General features: G+C 45.9%; 19 protein-coding genes, 1 other RNA gene and 1 pseudogene. 5 read left to right on the forward strand and 16 right to left on the reverse strand.

The window, feature by feature from the left end; all coding sequences use genetic code 11:
* Positions 1-2: 2 nt before the first annotated feature.
* The 5 genes from dnaX to ssrA all read left to right on the forward strand — a co-directional run bounded on the left by dnaX (position 3) and on the right by ssrA (position 3,416).
* Positions 3-1,595: a DNA polymerase III subunit gamma/tau gene (gene dnaX, locus ACLU24_RS05430; RefSeq protein ID WP_412610977.1), complete on the forward strand. Its 1,593-nt coding sequence runs from the start codon at positions 3-5 to the stop codon at positions 1,593-1,595.
* A 1-nt stretch (position 1,596) separates the two neighbouring features.
* On the forward strand, positions 1,597-1,947 hold the full coding sequence (locus tag ACLU24_RS05435; protein ID WP_022264169.1) for a YbaB/EbfC family nucleoid-associated protein: 351 nt from the start codon (positions 1,597-1,599) through the stop codon (positions 1,945-1,947).
* 2 nt (positions 1,948-1,949) lie between these two features.
* Positions 1,950-2,552, forward strand: coding sequence for a recombination mediator RecR (recR, locus tag ACLU24_RS05440; RefSeq protein WP_412610858.1), 603 nt, complete (start codon positions 1,950-1,952; stop codon positions 2,550-2,552).
* Between the two features lie 29 nt (positions 2,553-2,581).
* Entirely contained in the window at positions 2,582-3,049 is a 468-nt protein-coding gene (gene smpB, locus ACLU24_RS05445; RefSeq protein WP_412610859.1) for an SsrA-binding protein SmpB, read from the forward strand.
* Between the two features lie 15 nt (positions 3,050-3,064).
* Positions 3,065-3,416, forward strand: a transfer-messenger RNA (tmRNA) gene (ssrA, locus tag ACLU24_RS05450).
* Positions 3,417-4,020: 604 nt separating this feature from the next.
* Here the strand turns inward: ssrA and ACLU24_RS05455 are convergent.
* From ACLU24_RS05455 to ACLU24_RS05530, 16 genes and pseudogenes are all read right to left on the reverse strand, one after another.
* Positions 4,021-5,109: pseudogene (locus ACLU24_RS05455) on the reverse strand (recombinase family protein); the annotation flags it as partial.
* A 158-nt stretch (positions 5,110-5,267) separates the two neighbouring features.
* The gene (locus ACLU24_RS05460) at positions 5,268-5,504 is read right to left on the reverse strand and encodes a DUF4314 domain-containing protein (protein WP_412610860.1); all 237 of its coding nucleotides are present in this window, start codon (positions 5,502-5,504) and stop codon (positions 5,268-5,270) included.
* Positions 5,504-6,223, reverse strand: coding sequence for a virulence protein (locus tag ACLU24_RS05465; RefSeq protein ID WP_412610862.1), 720 nt, complete (start codon positions 6,221-6,223; stop codon positions 5,504-5,506). The genes ACLU24_RS05460 and ACLU24_RS05465 overlap by 1 nt, the downstream gene beginning before the upstream one ends.
* Complete coding sequence (locus ACLU24_RS05470) at positions 6,220-6,477, reverse strand: DUF7678 domain-containing protein (RefSeq protein ID WP_412610863.1); 258 nt, start codon at positions 6,475-6,477, stop codon at positions 6,220-6,222. The genes ACLU24_RS05465 and ACLU24_RS05470 overlap by 4 nt, the downstream gene beginning before the upstream one ends.
* A gap of 186 nt (positions 6,478-6,663) precedes the next feature.
* Positions 6,664-6,924 (reverse strand): hypothetical protein, encoded by a 261-nt coding sequence (locus ACLU24_RS05475; protein ID WP_412610865.1) that lies wholly within the window; start codon positions 6,922-6,924, stop codon positions 6,664-6,666.
* Between the two features lie 5 nt (positions 6,925-6,929).
* Positions 6,930-7,136, reverse strand: coding sequence for a DUF5049 domain-containing protein (locus ACLU24_RS05480; RefSeq protein ID WP_412610866.1), 207 nt, complete (start codon positions 7,134-7,136; stop codon positions 6,930-6,932).
* 32 nt (positions 7,137-7,168) lie between these two features.
* On the reverse strand, positions 7,169-7,426 hold the full coding sequence (locus tag ACLU24_RS05485) for a hypothetical protein (protein ID WP_412610867.1): 258 nt from the start codon (positions 7,424-7,426) through the stop codon (positions 7,169-7,171).
* A complete protein-coding gene (locus tag ACLU24_RS05490) occupies positions 7,419-7,883 on the reverse strand; it encodes a gamma-glutamylcyclotransferase family protein (protein ID WP_412610868.1) in 465 nt (154 codons plus the stop codon). Before ACLU24_RS05490 ends, ACLU24_RS05485 begins: the two co-directional genes overlap by 8 nt.
* 14 nt (positions 7,884-7,897) lie before the next feature.
* A complete protein-coding gene (locus tag ACLU24_RS05495) occupies positions 7,898-8,317 on the reverse strand; it encodes a hypothetical protein (protein WP_412610869.1) in 420 nt (139 codons plus the stop codon).
* A gap of 16 nt (positions 8,318-8,333) precedes the next feature.
* A complete protein-coding gene (locus ACLU24_RS05500; RefSeq protein ID WP_412610870.1) occupies positions 8,334-9,362 on the reverse strand; it encodes an amidoligase family protein in 1,029 nt (342 codons plus the stop codon).
* Between the two features lie 294 nt (positions 9,363-9,656).
* Positions 9,657-9,830, reverse strand: coding sequence for a hypothetical protein (locus ACLU24_RS05505; protein ID WP_412610872.1), 174 nt, complete (start codon positions 9,828-9,830; stop codon positions 9,657-9,659).
* Positions 9,831-9,934: 104 nt separating this feature from the next.
* Positions 9,935-10,186 carry a hypothetical protein gene (locus tag ACLU24_RS05510; protein ID WP_412610874.1) on the reverse strand — a complete coding sequence of 84 codons (252 nt, stop codon included), beginning with the start codon at positions 10,184-10,186 and terminating at the stop codon, positions 9,935-9,937.
* On the reverse strand, positions 10,176-10,442 hold the full coding sequence (locus ACLU24_RS05515) for a hypothetical protein (protein ID WP_412610875.1): 267 nt from the start codon (positions 10,440-10,442) through the stop codon (positions 10,176-10,178). The genes ACLU24_RS05510 and ACLU24_RS05515 overlap by 11 nt, the downstream gene beginning before the upstream one ends.
* 148 nt (positions 10,443-10,590) lie before the next feature.
* A complete protein-coding gene (locus ACLU24_RS05520) occupies positions 10,591-10,815 on the reverse strand; it encodes a hypothetical protein (RefSeq protein ID WP_412610876.1) in 225 nt (74 codons plus the stop codon).
* Between the two features lie 141 nt (positions 10,816-10,956).
* Positions 10,957-11,925 (reverse strand): replication-relaxation family protein, encoded by a 969-nt coding sequence (locus ACLU24_RS05525; protein WP_412610878.1) that lies wholly within the window; start codon positions 11,923-11,925, stop codon positions 10,957-10,959.
* Positions 11,925-14,090 (reverse strand): type IV secretory system conjugative DNA transfer family protein, encoded by a 2,166-nt coding sequence (locus ACLU24_RS05530; protein ID WP_412610879.1) that lies wholly within the window; start codon positions 14,088-14,090, stop codon positions 11,925-11,927. The genes ACLU24_RS05525 and ACLU24_RS05530 overlap by 1 nt, the downstream gene beginning before the upstream one ends.
* Positions 14,091-14,099 lie beyond the last annotated feature (9 nt).

Genomic DNA, 14,099 nt, shown 5'->3' on the forward strand with positions numbered 1-14,099 from the left:
TGATGTATCGTGTGCTTTATAGAAAATATCGCCCGAAAACCTTCTCGGAGGTTTCAGGTCAGCCACAGGTTACTGTTACGCTGAAAAATGAGCTTAAAGCCGACAGAATAGCTCACGCATATCTCTTTACAGGCTCGAGAGGTACAGGAAAAACCTCTTGTGCAAAAATTCTTGCCAAGGCTGTCAACTGTCTTGATTTGCAAGATGGTGACCCTTGTGGAAAATGTGCCGCTTGTAGAGGTCTTGATGACGGTTCAATTCTCGATGTTGTAGAGATTGATGCTGCAAGTAATAATGGCGTTGATGATATTCGTATGCTTCGAGAGGAGGCAAATTTTACCCCTGCAGGCGTAAAATATCGTGTATATATCATTGACGAGGTTCATATGCTTTCTCCGGGAGCTTTTAATGCTCTTTTGAAAACGCTTGAAGAACCACCTCCTCATGTTGTCTTTATTTTGGCAACGACAGAGGTTCATAAACTTCCTGCAACAATACTTTCTCGTTGTCAGCGTTTTGATTTCCATAGAATCTCACCACAAGCTATTGCGGATAGACTCGAATATATTTGCAGTCAGGAAAATGCAGAGATTGAACGTTCAGCGGCTTTGCTTATTGCCTCTATTGCTGACGGCGGTATGAGAGATGCAGTTTCTTTGCTCGACCAATGTATGGGCAGAAGCCGACATATTGACGAACATACAGTTCGTGATACCGCAGGTTTGGCAGATAGGGAATATCTTTTTAAGCTTGTTGAATCAATTCGTAAAAGAGATTCCGCAGAGGCTCTTGCGATAATTGATAAGCTACACACAGATTCTAAAGATATGGCTCGACTTTGCGATGAACTTTGTTCTCAGCTAAGAGCTATGATGCTGATTAAAACTGTAAAAGATGCAAGGCCTTTTGTTGTTATGACCGACGAGGAATTTGCCCAGACAAGTGAACAGGCTCTTGCAATGTCACTTAACGAAATTATTTCAGCGATAGATACTCTACAAAAAGCATATGAGCGTATGATGAGGGGAGTTAACCGCAGGATAGAAATGGAAATGACAGCAGTTAAGCTGTGCTCGGAAATTTCTAAGCCGGAAATAAGCGGAGATGTTGCAAAGCGTATTGACGAACTTACTAAAGAGGTAGAAAGGCTTAGGGCTAATCCGCCAATAGTTCAACAAGTATCTGTCAATAAAACTCATTCTCAGACAAGAACGCCACCGATTAAGCGCCCTCCTGATATGGAAAAGCTCAGAAGTGAAGCTGTACCAATGAAAGAATGGCCTGAAGTTATAGATGACATAAAGCAATATTCAAAGATTATCGGTGCGTCATTTGATGGAAGTAAAGCTTATATAAGCGGAAAATATGTTCTTGTTGATTCAACAAACGATATATGCTTTGAAATTTTACGCAAGCCTGAACAGCGAGAAAAAATGCGTAATTCAATCAGAAAAATTACCGGAAAGGATTATAGTCTTGGAAGATACTCATATCCGGATGAAGTTAAGCAAGATGACCCACTTTTAAAATTTGCTTCAGATGCAAAAGCATCAGGAATACCAATAGAAATAAATAATAATTCGGAGGAAAATTAATATGAAAGCAAGAATGCCAAAGGGATACGGAAACGCTGGAGCAGCTAATATTCAGCAGCTCGCTCGTCAGGCACAAAAGATGCAGGCTGAAATGGACGTTGCTAATCAAGAACTTGAGCAGAAAGAATATTCCGCAACAGCAGGCGGCGGAGCAGTAACTGCTACAATTACCGGTAAACTCGAAATTCAGAAGCTCGAGATTCAGAAAGATGTTGTTGACCCGGAAGATATTGATATGCTTAGCGACCTCGTAATCGCAGCCGTTAACGAAGCTATCAGAAAGGCTCAGACTGATAAGTCACAGACTATGGATAAGATTTCTGACGGTCTTAATGTTCCGGGATTATTTTAATTATGGCTGAATATAGTGTAGCTCCGCTGGCAAAACTTATAGAGCAGTTTGAGCGTCTGCCCGGAATAGGGCATAAAACAGCACTCAGGCTTGCATATCATATTTTGCGTATGCCGGAAGCAGAAGCACAGAAATTTTCTGATGCGATAATGGAGGCGCACTCCAAGATAAAATATTGCAGTATTTGTTGTAATCTTACTGATAAAGATGTTTGTTCCATATGCAGCGACCCTTGTCGTGATAGGTCGCTTGTGTGCGTAGTAGAAGACCCTCGTGATGTTATGGCACTTGAGCGTACGCACGAATATAATGCTTTATATCATGTTCTTCATGGTTCACTTTCACCTGTGAATGGTGTTACAGCTGATATGATTCGCATTAAGGAGCTTCTTGCAAGATTTAAGACGGACGAAATCAAAGAAGTAATTATGGCAACTAACCCTACTGTTGAGGGTGAAGCAACTGCAATGTATATTTCTAAGCTTTTAAAGCCATTTGATGTAAAAGTCACGCGCCTTGCGTATGGTGTTCCTGTCGGCGGAGATATAGAATATGCCGATGAGGTTACACTTACAAAGTCCTTAGAAGGACGCAAGGAAATTTAATTTCAAAATAAACAGAGGGGGGCTTTTTCGTGCCTAAGAAAAACACAAAAACAATAGCACAAAATAAAAAAGCCTTCCATGATTATTTTGTGATAGAAAGTATGGAGACCGGCATAGAGCTTTGTGGTACAGAAGTTAAATCTATTCGTAATGGCAGAGTAAATTTAAAAGATTCATGGTGTAGCATTGACGATGGAGAACTGTATATCAAAGGTATGCACATAAGTCCATATGAGCAGGGAAACATCTTTAATCGTGACCCTATGAGAGTTCGTAGATTGCTTATGCACAAGCGTGAGATTATGCGTCTTTTTGGGACGGTTAAGCAAGATGGATATTCGCTGATTCCACTTTCATTATATTTTAAAGGTTCTAAGGTTAAGGTTCAGTTGGGTCTTTGCAAGGGTAAAAAGCTTTACGATAAGCGTGAAGATATGGCAGCCAGAGATGCAAAGCGTGATATGCAAAGAGCCATTAAGGAGCGTTCAAGAGGCTGATTCCTCTTTATATATGGGGATGTAAAGGTTTCGACGGGGAATGTAAGCTCCGGTAAGCGAGCAGCGGTGCGGAACCGCTATAAAATCCGCAACTTAAACAATAATTGACAACAATAAAACTGTTGCTGTCGCTGCTTAATTAAGCACGACCGTCTGTTATAGAAGTACCACGGTCTTTAACAGGCGTCGATTAGTGGTGAACGTGAACAGGGGAGTGCCTTGTACCTTGTCATGAATTTAAGGATACCGAAGTTGATAGCCTGTCTTTGGGCGATTAGCTGAGGGAATTTTAAAACAATGACTACGCTCGAAGAAAGCCGTTGTAAGCATTTTTCGGACACGGGTTCGATTCCCGTCATCTCCACCAAAAGTTCGTTATTCAAACCCTGCCCAAAAAAATTTGAGTAGGATTTGAGTAACTTGTCGATAAAATCAGCGTCTGTTTCGGCAGGCGCTGATTTTATGTTCTGATTAATCAAATCTCTCTCAATAGGGCCGACGATATTCTTATAGATATCCGTAAATTCTGTGGTTACTGTTCCATCCTCGTGTATCCAGATTCTCTTAAATATAGCCTGGCACATGAGCTTTTTAATGTTGTCGTTAGCCTTGCGATAAGTCCTTCCACAGTCCTCGAGGAGATCGAAGGCGAGAGATAAGTTCTTGAGAATATCATCAAACGTAGTGCTGCGGACGCTGATTTCGTGCTCAATAGCCGCAAGCTGTTTGGATAAGGTTTGCTGCTCGCGCTTCATTAAGCTCATAGGAATAGCGTCGTTAAAATGCGCCTCAAGCAGTTTTTCCTGTTTATGTTCAATCTTTTCCTTTTCTCGGCGCAATGCATCCAACTCGGTCTTGAATTTCTCGTTTTCTTTATTAATGAAACCTTGAATTTGTGCTTCCAGTAAGAGTCTATCATCGGGCTTTATCGTGTAGTTGTCGAATATCTTTTCAAGTTGATATTCGACTTCGTCAATTAGTATAGAGCGCATCTTGCATGTCTGCCTTGAGGATTTTGTTCGATGCCTTCCGGCACATATAAAATATGGATACACATTCCCTGTATGACTTTTCGCGTGAGTCACGACCATTCTGGATTTGCAATTCCAGCAGTAAACTAAGCCTTTCAAGAAGTGTGGGTGCTCCCTTGTTCGCTCTCCATTATGATGCGACTGTATAATGTTTTGCACTTTGTTGAATGTCTCTAGATCAATGAGTGCTTCATGAGCTCCGTCATATTCAATGCCGTTATACCGGATTACTCCAGCATAGTAAGGGTTCTTAAGCATTTTCTCGATTGATGTTTTTGTGACGGGCTTGGATGGAATCTTGGGTGTTGGTCTTGTATTCAACCCTAATGCGGCCATATATTCGGCAAGACTAATAATTGACCATTCGCCGGTCGCGTATTCTTCGAAGGCCTGTTTAACAAGTGGAGCTCGCTCGGGATCGAGTTCGACCGTGCGTTCTTCGCGTCCTTTATCGTCGACTCTTCGCACGTTAATGTATCCGATTGGGGCTCTGCCTACAGTTCCGCCACCTTTTACTTTTTCGCCCATGCCTTTCTTAACTTCCGTCGCGAGGTTTTGGGAGTAGAACTCGGCGATTGAGCTCATGATACCGTGCAACAACATGCCAGATGGCGTTTCATCGATGCTCTCCGAGGCTGATACTAGTTGAACGCCGCACTCACGCAATACGCGCATAATGTCGCTGTCATCGTCACGGTTACGTGCGAGACGATCGACCTTGTGTACGATTACGTAATCCACACGATCGGCGTTTTCTCTGACGTATTCAAGCATTGCCTGGAGTTGCGGGCGGTCAGCGGATTTAGCCGATGCACCGCGGTCGACAAATTCTTTCCCGACCATTGCGCCTAAGGATGCTGCCTTCTTTTTGTTTGCTTCACGTTGCGCTGGAATCGAAAAACCTTCGTCGTGTCCGCCACCACGTTCGGCCTGTCCGCGAGTTGATACGCGAAGATAGGATACTGCGAATTTTGGCGTCATAGATTCTGAAAGAGCCTGCGCCGTATTCGCCATTGCTGAAATGCTCATAGAGCGTTACCTCCTTCCATGGGTAGTCATCGCATGATAGCTCTCTTTGCAAGAGAAAGCCAGTCTTTCTGCGGAGAATTAATAGTTATTTTTCTTCTTATAATTGTTGGGTTTATCTTGAAAAAGCCAGTCCCAACCGGGGCTGGCTTTGATGTGGATCATTCTACGATCCTGAATATATCATCCCCGTAAATGAGTCCAAGTGACGATCCGCAATCCCAATCGACAAAGATTGTTCCTTGCGCATCGATAAAGGTGACTGTGCCTTGGTCGCCTGGTTTCAGTTTTGTGTTATAAGGATCTTCCATCGAAATCAGCTCCACGCGAGTTCCTTCAGGATATCGTTCGCGTAGCTGGCGGATGAAAGCCTGAGTATAGACTCGGCCATAATACATTAGGGTTCATTCCTCCTTTCGGAATCATCGGCTATGTTGCGCCGTTCTGGTGCGTGTCCGGCCTTCCAACTGCAGTTCCCGGATAAGTCCCGGAGTAGTATTTTTCTCGCCTGTTTGTACTCGTCCCCGACGAATCCGAGTCGGACCAGAAATAGCCGCATGGCATATTTAAGGTTCTCTTGCGGTCGTTCGACGGGTGAGATACGTTTCTGCTCACAGGCTGTTCTAGCGAGTGCTGAAATTAGCTTCGTGTAAGCGTCGGCTTCTCCATCTACTCCGCTGATCGTGAACCACGGAAAATAGATCTTGTCCTCGTATTCTTCAATCTGAAGGCTACGAGCTCCAAGAGCAGTCTTTAAAAGCGTTTCCTTAGATTTGACGAGACTACAAAGCCTGACAAGCGAATCCTCATCAAACATCGATCGAGGCAGTGAAACGACAAACAGCATCAGGTTTGAACCGGTATGCTCAAAGCCACGTTCCTTGAGTTTTAGGATGATCTGTTCGACGATTTCTCTTGTGCAGCTTTCCGGGCAAATAATCGCACCGATTTTAGTAACAATATAATTGCCTACTTCATAGCTGAATGTGGGTGCTCCGAGATATTTCGGCTCCCAGAGTAAGATTTCGCCGAGCGCTTTGACTAAGTCTTTACGACGTTGCCCTTCTAAATCGTAGTAGATTCGGATAGACGGGCCTTCGTCAACAAAACTCTTCATTCCTCATTCCTCCCATCATATTCATAAAGTAAAATCTCCAACGCAACTTCAGCGGCTTTACATGTAGGGCGTACATCCCAACCACGATCATAGTTACATACGATTTCCCCATCGATCTTAAGCATCACTTTTGAGATGCGACCGTTGTTGATTCCGTATTTGCTTGGGTTTTTATAATGTTTGACCCAATAGTGTACAGCAGTGGGCTTACCGGCAACGCTGGCCGGAACGCCAATTGTTCCTTCAGACCACATATTTCCTCCTTTCCGTTATTCGTCATAAAGATCATCGTATTCATCACTCTCTTCGAGAGATAAAGCAATAGCTTCTTTGATTAATCTGACAATATCCCGGATAAAGCCAGTTTTAGGCCGATCGCCGGAATCTTTACGATTCCGACGATCTTCGAGATACTGATGTATCTGAATTATCTTTGACGTTTAGATCACCTCGCTTCCAACAAGTAGAGTTCCGCCCTGATAGCTTCCAAGCTCAGAGTTCACATCGTGAATGAGCGAGGATATCTGATCAATGACGTCAGTAATACGTTCGTGGTGGATCAAACACCATTCTTCGAGCAACATGCAGTAGAACGCCCCGAAGGCCGGATAGTCCATACTGTTGGTAATCGGGAGTACTTCCTGTAAAGCATTACAAGCAGATTCCATACTCGGACACATAGTCATAAACAGTTCATCCATAGGCATTAGTCCTCCTCATCTTCGTCAGCCATCGGAGCTTCCCCGGTCATAATGAAATTCCAATATTCCCGGCTGTTCTCTTCAAGGTAAATAACGAGTTCGAAGTAGTTTTCGCGATTAGCGATCCACTGTACGGTACGGGTGTCCAGCATATTGGTTTCTCCAGAGTCCCGAATAGCCATAATCTGTTCCTTGATTTTCTTAGTCATCATAGTTTTTCACCTTTTCCTTTCCGTGAGATTACTCACATGGGCATGAATGGCGGATTGCCATTTCTATTGTTCGTAAAACGACGTATCATGGCGAGACCATGGATGTTCCGAATACAGAAGTCCACATCTTCGCCGTAGTGATCACACCAGAACTCAATGAGTTGGCAGATAAACTGTTGAAAATACGGAGATCTCAGTTTATTTATGATTGGAGCCGTATCCTCCGCCATGCAACGGCAAAGGTACGCGAGCTTATCTTCAGAAAGCTCTAACTCATGTTCATCAACCATAAAGCCTCACCTCCGTACAGTTTTCGGCAACTGCTTGATGAAGCAGTTTCGGGTCGAACCCGGCAGAAATATAGCCCTCACGGATAGTTTCGAAATATGCTTTCGACGGCTGGCCGTAGAGCATCTTTTCTCCGTTGATGATGTAGACCATCGCGGAAAATGTCTTTTTGCCGAGTTTCAGTTTCAAGGTTTCCTTGCGATATAGATGCGGGTATCCTTCGTAGATATCCAGATTCCGTTCATCTTCGGGATAGATTTCCCAGACAGTAATCGGAACCAGATCATCATCTGAAGGCTCGATCGTTGCGACTGCACTATAATGGCCTCCCATAAAGCGAAGCCGGTAGCCCTCCAGAAACATACTGGTGACTACCTTGGCGGTAGGACAACGATGCTGCATCTGCTCGACATTCATATTGGAACCATAGGCGACATACAATGTTTTGTTCTTCTGCATGACTTTCCTCCTTATTAACCCCGGCGAATTAATCCGCCACTCTGTGTACGTTCGACGATAATGCTGCCCATATCCGAGCAGATTGGGTAATCCTGATTGATCGTCCAGGACAGCACATAGCCGTCCTTCAGTTCTTGGCTTGCGAATTCCCATTCGTCCTGATAGTTATCTATGAACAACAGCGAATCCAGCCATCCATAAGGAGATGGAGTACGGATGACCATATAGACAAGGTCATCCCACTGCTGTTCAAATTCACGAATCTGGGCTTCAAGCATAGGATCGGCAAGCGGCAGATATGTTCCGGTAGTTCCAGAACACGCCATAACGATGTCATGATCCTCGAATAGCTTGACGACATCTTTGTTGACGCCAAGGATGTTCATCCAGCGGATGGCTTCCGCTTTTTTAACTTCACGTTCTACTTTCGGCATAAACAACTCCTTTCCGTTAATCGAAAGGGATGTCGGTATCATCTTCAGAGTCCGGTATATGTACCGTTGATTCGTGCTCAGATGTATCGACGATCGATTCGGTTTCTTCATCATCTTTAGGTTTCTTGCGGCGGCTGTGGCAGTTTTCTTTAGAGCCATAACGCCAAGCGGCATTGCCGTCCAAGTGTTCATAGAGATGCTTACGGCAGGATTTGAATTCGTCGCCGATGAAGCCGATCCGATTAAGATAGACTCGCATAGCGAACTTTTCGTTTTCCTCCTGCACTTTACGGTAGCTGGCGCTCTTTTGGGTGAGTGCCTGATGATTCATCGCAAGCGCGAACACGATGTACGCACGAATCTTTCCGGCATGAAGTTCGCTGTTAAAACCGCGAAGTTCAATCGTGTGATTGCCATGAAAGAAACAGTGGAGATTGAGAAAGTGATATCGGCTGTTATGGTAGTGACCGTTACGGTTACCGCTATAGCCGGAATACCAGATGTTCTCTAGATGAGCGAAAGTCTTTGGTTTGGAGTGATTCATTTTCTCCACCAGATATTCGTCCATCTTTTTGCAGTAGTGCATGCGTTCGGGTTCGATCTGAAGTGCCTTGTAGAAAAGGTCGTTGCGACTGGCGATGAGATTAATGAAGTTGCGGATAGATCTCGGAGTGTGGGGTTCTCCGTCGAGATGGACATGGATGCCACAGGAGTTGTTTGTCATGCCACCAGCTTTTCGCAAGCGGCGAACAATATCCTGCAAGGCTCCAATGTCTTCATGGTAAGTAAGGATTGGGCTGACCAACTCGCAGGCATATTCTGATCCTGCCGGTCGGCTGCGACGCCCTTCCCGTTTGCGACAGGTTATACTGCTGTCGTACATGAGCTTCCATTCTCGCCCGTCAGAAGTTTTTACGATGTAGCTGTCATAGTAGTCGTGGGTGCGGTAATATTCGCAATCGAAATACTTTGACACTACTTCCGCAGCCTCATGACGAGTGATCCCGGTAAACTCAATCTCGATACCGAATTTACTGGATAGCATTCTTTACCTCCTTCAAAATGAATGTGTTCGTACACGGTTTTGAAAGAGGCTCTGCGGTACACGCAGAGTTCTTTCTACGTGTACCCAGAATGAATAAGTGGGGTGGTGATATATTTTTAAGGTGCGTCCGAAGAACAACTTCGGAATGTTGTTACAAGGAAATCTGTTGCCCTCCTCCCGGAGACTTCCTTTTACCGCTTTTAGCGATTTATCTGTGTACCAGATTCTCGCAAGGAACCAATCAGGCGCGGTGTGCTTTATATTTGATTGGCTCCAGAACGAGAGTCTGATGAATTATGTTTGTGTTGGCTTGTCGGGTGGAGTAGTGGCCTGTTCTTTAGCGATGCTCTTGGCGATCTCGATCAGTGCCTGACAAAGTTTTTCGATATCTACTTGTTCGCGGAACTCGGGGACAACGCGAACATTGTCCGATTTCATTTTTCGACCACGAGTATCTTTATCTTTCACGTTGCCTCCTTTCTCTGAGGTATTAGTTGTTATTGCTTGCCTGGCTCGAGGGCCTGGGGCATGTAAGTCGGGCTACACTTTCGATCCTGATTCACAGAATATGGTCAGGGATTTTGAGTTTTATTTTCTTTTTTGTCCTTGAGGCGCTCTATGGCTTCACAATAGGCATGAAGTTCCATGGCAAATTCTTCGATGGGCTCCGCCATGCTTTCAGGCGTTGCGCCGTGCTTGATCGCAGCATCTATGACACGACGGGCGCGTTCAAAATCTTCATCAAGAAGCCTGAGCACCATATCGAAAGACTCATAGATTTCGGTCAGTTCAATCACGTTCCAATCAATTTCTTTATTCGTCATGTCCGTCCTCCTGTTCATCCATTTCACTGAGTACCTCTTCGAAGGTCTTCGGTGTTCCGATTACTTCGTACAGCAGCTCCACGGCAAGCGGACGAATCTCCCGGCGAATCTCCAGTTCCTTTTCCGGCGCATGCTTCTTTGCGAAGTCGATCAGCCGTCCGATTCCCCAGATGTCCGTTTTGAGAAGTCGTATCGCGAGTTTTACGTCGCTATCGAATTCTTCGAGAGAGATCTTCTTGTTGTTTTGTTCTGTCATATAAATCCTTTCAGATTAAAGTTAATAAGGTTCAATGTCTCGACGTATCCTGCTACTCAGTATCTAGGCGCATCCGGCTTACATGTCCCAGACCCTCGAGCTGAGAGGTGTTAGCTCTTTGGGTCTGAAACGCGAAGGAGCGCTTCTGTTATGATCGGTCTGCAGATGCCCCAGCTCCGACAATGGTTTTCTTTAGCTGTTGGAGTTCTGAGATGTACAAATCAATCTGCTTAAGCAGAAGATCGTCACAAGAACCACCGAAGCGGCTGGCGTAAAACCTCAGATCCTCTATCTTGCTAATTGCTTCATCGAAAAAGATTCTGTTTTTTTCGAGGGACTGCTTGGTCATAGTTTTAAGGTCAGATGCGGCCATGAAATTCTCCTTTCTGAATCCGACCCACGCATCCCGAGCCTCATGCCCACGTATGTAAATGCTATGAGAAGGTAATATGCGTTAAGGTGCTTGGAAAGCTACAGGCTCGGAGTGTGCGAGCCGGATTCTTCAAAAATGTGGTTAGTATAGAGTGACATCACTTGCGCCAGAGCGGATGAACTCTTCGAATTCCTCTGCCGTAATGACGGCGAACATACTCGGCGCTTTCTTGAAGTTTTCTTTGATCGCTTCGATCATTTTCTGTTTACGTTGTTCGTCTGGAACGATCCAGACGGTTATAGGAAAAACACCATTATGCTGGCGCTGTTCGATACCGGAGTTGAGGTATTGATGATAGCGCTTGCACTTATCCATCACGACGGGCATCGCTTCTGTGCTCAGGTCGATTTCGATGAACCATCTATCCTCATAGCCATCGTTATATGTGACTGCGAAGAGGTCAGGCTTAAGTTGAATGTCGTGACCTTTGTGTTGAAATGGTCGCCAGCAATCTGGCTCCCATTCGACCTGAGTGAACACTATCTTTCTGTACTTCCGGCTGATCTCGACTAGCTGCACGTAGCATTCTGCTATGGCTAGTGTGTGCCGGATATGGACATAGGACGGTTCAAGATAGCGATGGCTGCGAGTACGACGAGGCTCATATTCGCCATGATGTAAATCGAGAAGGCGTTGTCCAGGCTCAGTCAGACACCAAATATAAGATGCCGACCCGGCTCGGATTCCACCGATACGACGCTCAAAAGTTTTCACCAGACCGTATTCTTTGAGCTTGAACATGTTCCTGGTCGTGGAGCGTATTCCGACTTGGGGCTTTGGTGACTCCGAAAAGTGAAGTCGTTTGACCTGCCCTGTTAGAAGGTACTTAGCATATTTGAGGGAGATAAGAATCTCGAAGTCTCGGTCGCTAAGTTTGTCCAGAAGCTTAGCAAGTTGATTCTTGCCAAGATTACGAGGTGGCTCCGCGCCGGTGGGGAGTATATCTGCTGAAAAGCAGTATGCCTCTTTTCCAACAAAGCTCATGTTTGCCGGAAAACGCCGGGATTCAGGGGGCATTTGTTCGATGCGATCGGTCTGGCGACCGGACATCAAGATTTCCTCCTTCCGAAAGAGGTTTCGGCTATATCTGGCGGTACTTCGTCCTCACAGCTTCGGAGGAGTTTAAGAAAATCTCGCTCAGTGTCTTCATGCGGTATGCCATAGCTGGCTTGACTGACTGCTCTAAATTCCGCTGGTGAGCGGAGCGCCTCCATGGGCGGCATGGTTACACCCCTGATCCATCCAGTGGCCTTACCGCCTGACATGAAGTTGGCGTAGACCTCATATCTCGGCAAGGTCATAAAGTCCAAAGCATCAAGCTCGGGTGCCATCGCCGCGACCTCTTTGGCGTCGGTCGCATTGAGTCCGAACACGATTTTGCTTCTGGCGTTGGCATCAATTCCGGCACGAATATCTGGCGGCAACTGTGCTCGATACTGATGCGCCATTGTGATACCTACACCGAGTCCTCTAGCCTGTGCGAGAGCGTCAGATAGGTCGGTCGGTAAGGCAAGATAGTCTTGGAGCTCATCGATGTAGAGTGATATGATGTGGCGCTTATAGGCTGGAATATTGGCGCGGGATAGTGCGAGCGTCCATGTTAATCCGACAATCAGCGAGCCAAGAAGTCTTGCTGATTCTGCTCCAATTGTTCCCTTGTTGAGTGGCACAAGGATGATTTTTCGTTTATAGAAAAGATCGGTAAGCTGAAACTTTGGATTGCTCTGTCCGAGGATATTTCGCAGCCCTGGACGGTACAGGAACTGTCGAATCTTATTCAAGACTGGTGCGATTTCAGTGCGGCGTTCCGAGTCGCGCATCGCGTCATAGTTCTTCCAGAACGGCTTTAGGACGATCTCGTCTGTGAGTTTATCTGTGATGCTGTGCCTGAATTTTTCATTGGTCAGCAAGGCTGGCAGCCAAAGAAGTGAAGCATCTTTTGTCTGAGCTAGCGTAAGCAAGGCGGCACTTAAAATATCCTGTGAGCGGATGCCCCAGTTCTCCGCGAAGACCTCTTTGAACACTGCAAGAATAGCGTCCGCAATGAGAGTCTTGTCTCCGGGTAAAGCTAGCGGATTAAAGCCAACCGGACAAGGGTCCGACGGGTCGATGACGACGATATCTTCTTGTCGATTCTCTGGCGCACATTCAAGGATACGGTTGACCAGATCCTGCTTCGGATCAATGACTAGAACGCTTCGTCCAGCATAGATGTCCGATAAAATCAGATGCTCAAGCATAGTAGATTTACCGCTTCCGGTTGGGCCAGTGACAATTAAGTGTTCCAGCGACGACTCTGGATCGATACTTAACTTCATGCTTCCCAACACATTGATGCTGTTTGCGAAGGTGCGATCGTTGATTCGATTCGTTGGCTCACGGTACCACTTGGGTGGCAATGTAAGTCTCGGATGGAGACCTATGGTGCCGGGGAGTTCCTCTTCGCCGAATGGTAAGAGTGTGAAGCTGGTCAGTTCTTTTACTGACAGCCTCAGTGGAAAGTGCCAAGGCACCTTTGCGAAGTTTAAGTTCGGTGCCTTTTCCGGAATAAGCTTGGCGCGAACTCCGGCAGATTCTAAGGTGCGAAATGCATCAAAGATATTGTTGATACGACTGACGCGGCTGACCTGGTTTTCGCCGGATGCTCCGATGCGAATACAGGCTTCAAAACAGTATTGTTCATTCTTTTCCTTGATGGACTTCCGAGTCTCGGTCGGCGCTTCATCTACGCCGAACATGATAAGGCGAAGCCATGATTCATCAGGATCAGGAATAAACTTTGGGGTGAATTGCGGTTTGAATGACTTGCCCAAGATGACTTGGACGACGGATTCTTCTTCGCCCCGGACTGCCGCAAGAGCGGCAAGCCCGGCTCGAATTGTGGCTGAAGTGGTTTCGGTCTTTAAGGTCAGACCGGGATGTGAAACAGTGAGTTGTCTTGCGGTGCCAACAGGCGCACGCTGGTGTTCTTTGGCTGAATAAAACTGAATGTCTCCATGCGCCTTGATTGTATTTTCAAGTTTGGTAATATATTGTGTGTCAGCACCAATGTAGTGTTTGACGTAACCTCCGTGGCTGCGTGCTTCCAGAATTACGGGGCCACGGGGTGTTACTACCGCTATGTGAGATAGGATCTCACATATTTTTTCTTCGTCGAAAGGTCGTGGATACGACACCTCCTTCCAGACGAGTTTCGTAAATGTTCGCTTAGACATGTACGCCCT

This window comes from Pseudoruminococcus sp., from assembly GCF_047012705.1.
GTDB lineage: Bacteria > Bacillota > Clostridia > Oscillospirales > Acutalibacteraceae > Pseudoruminococcus.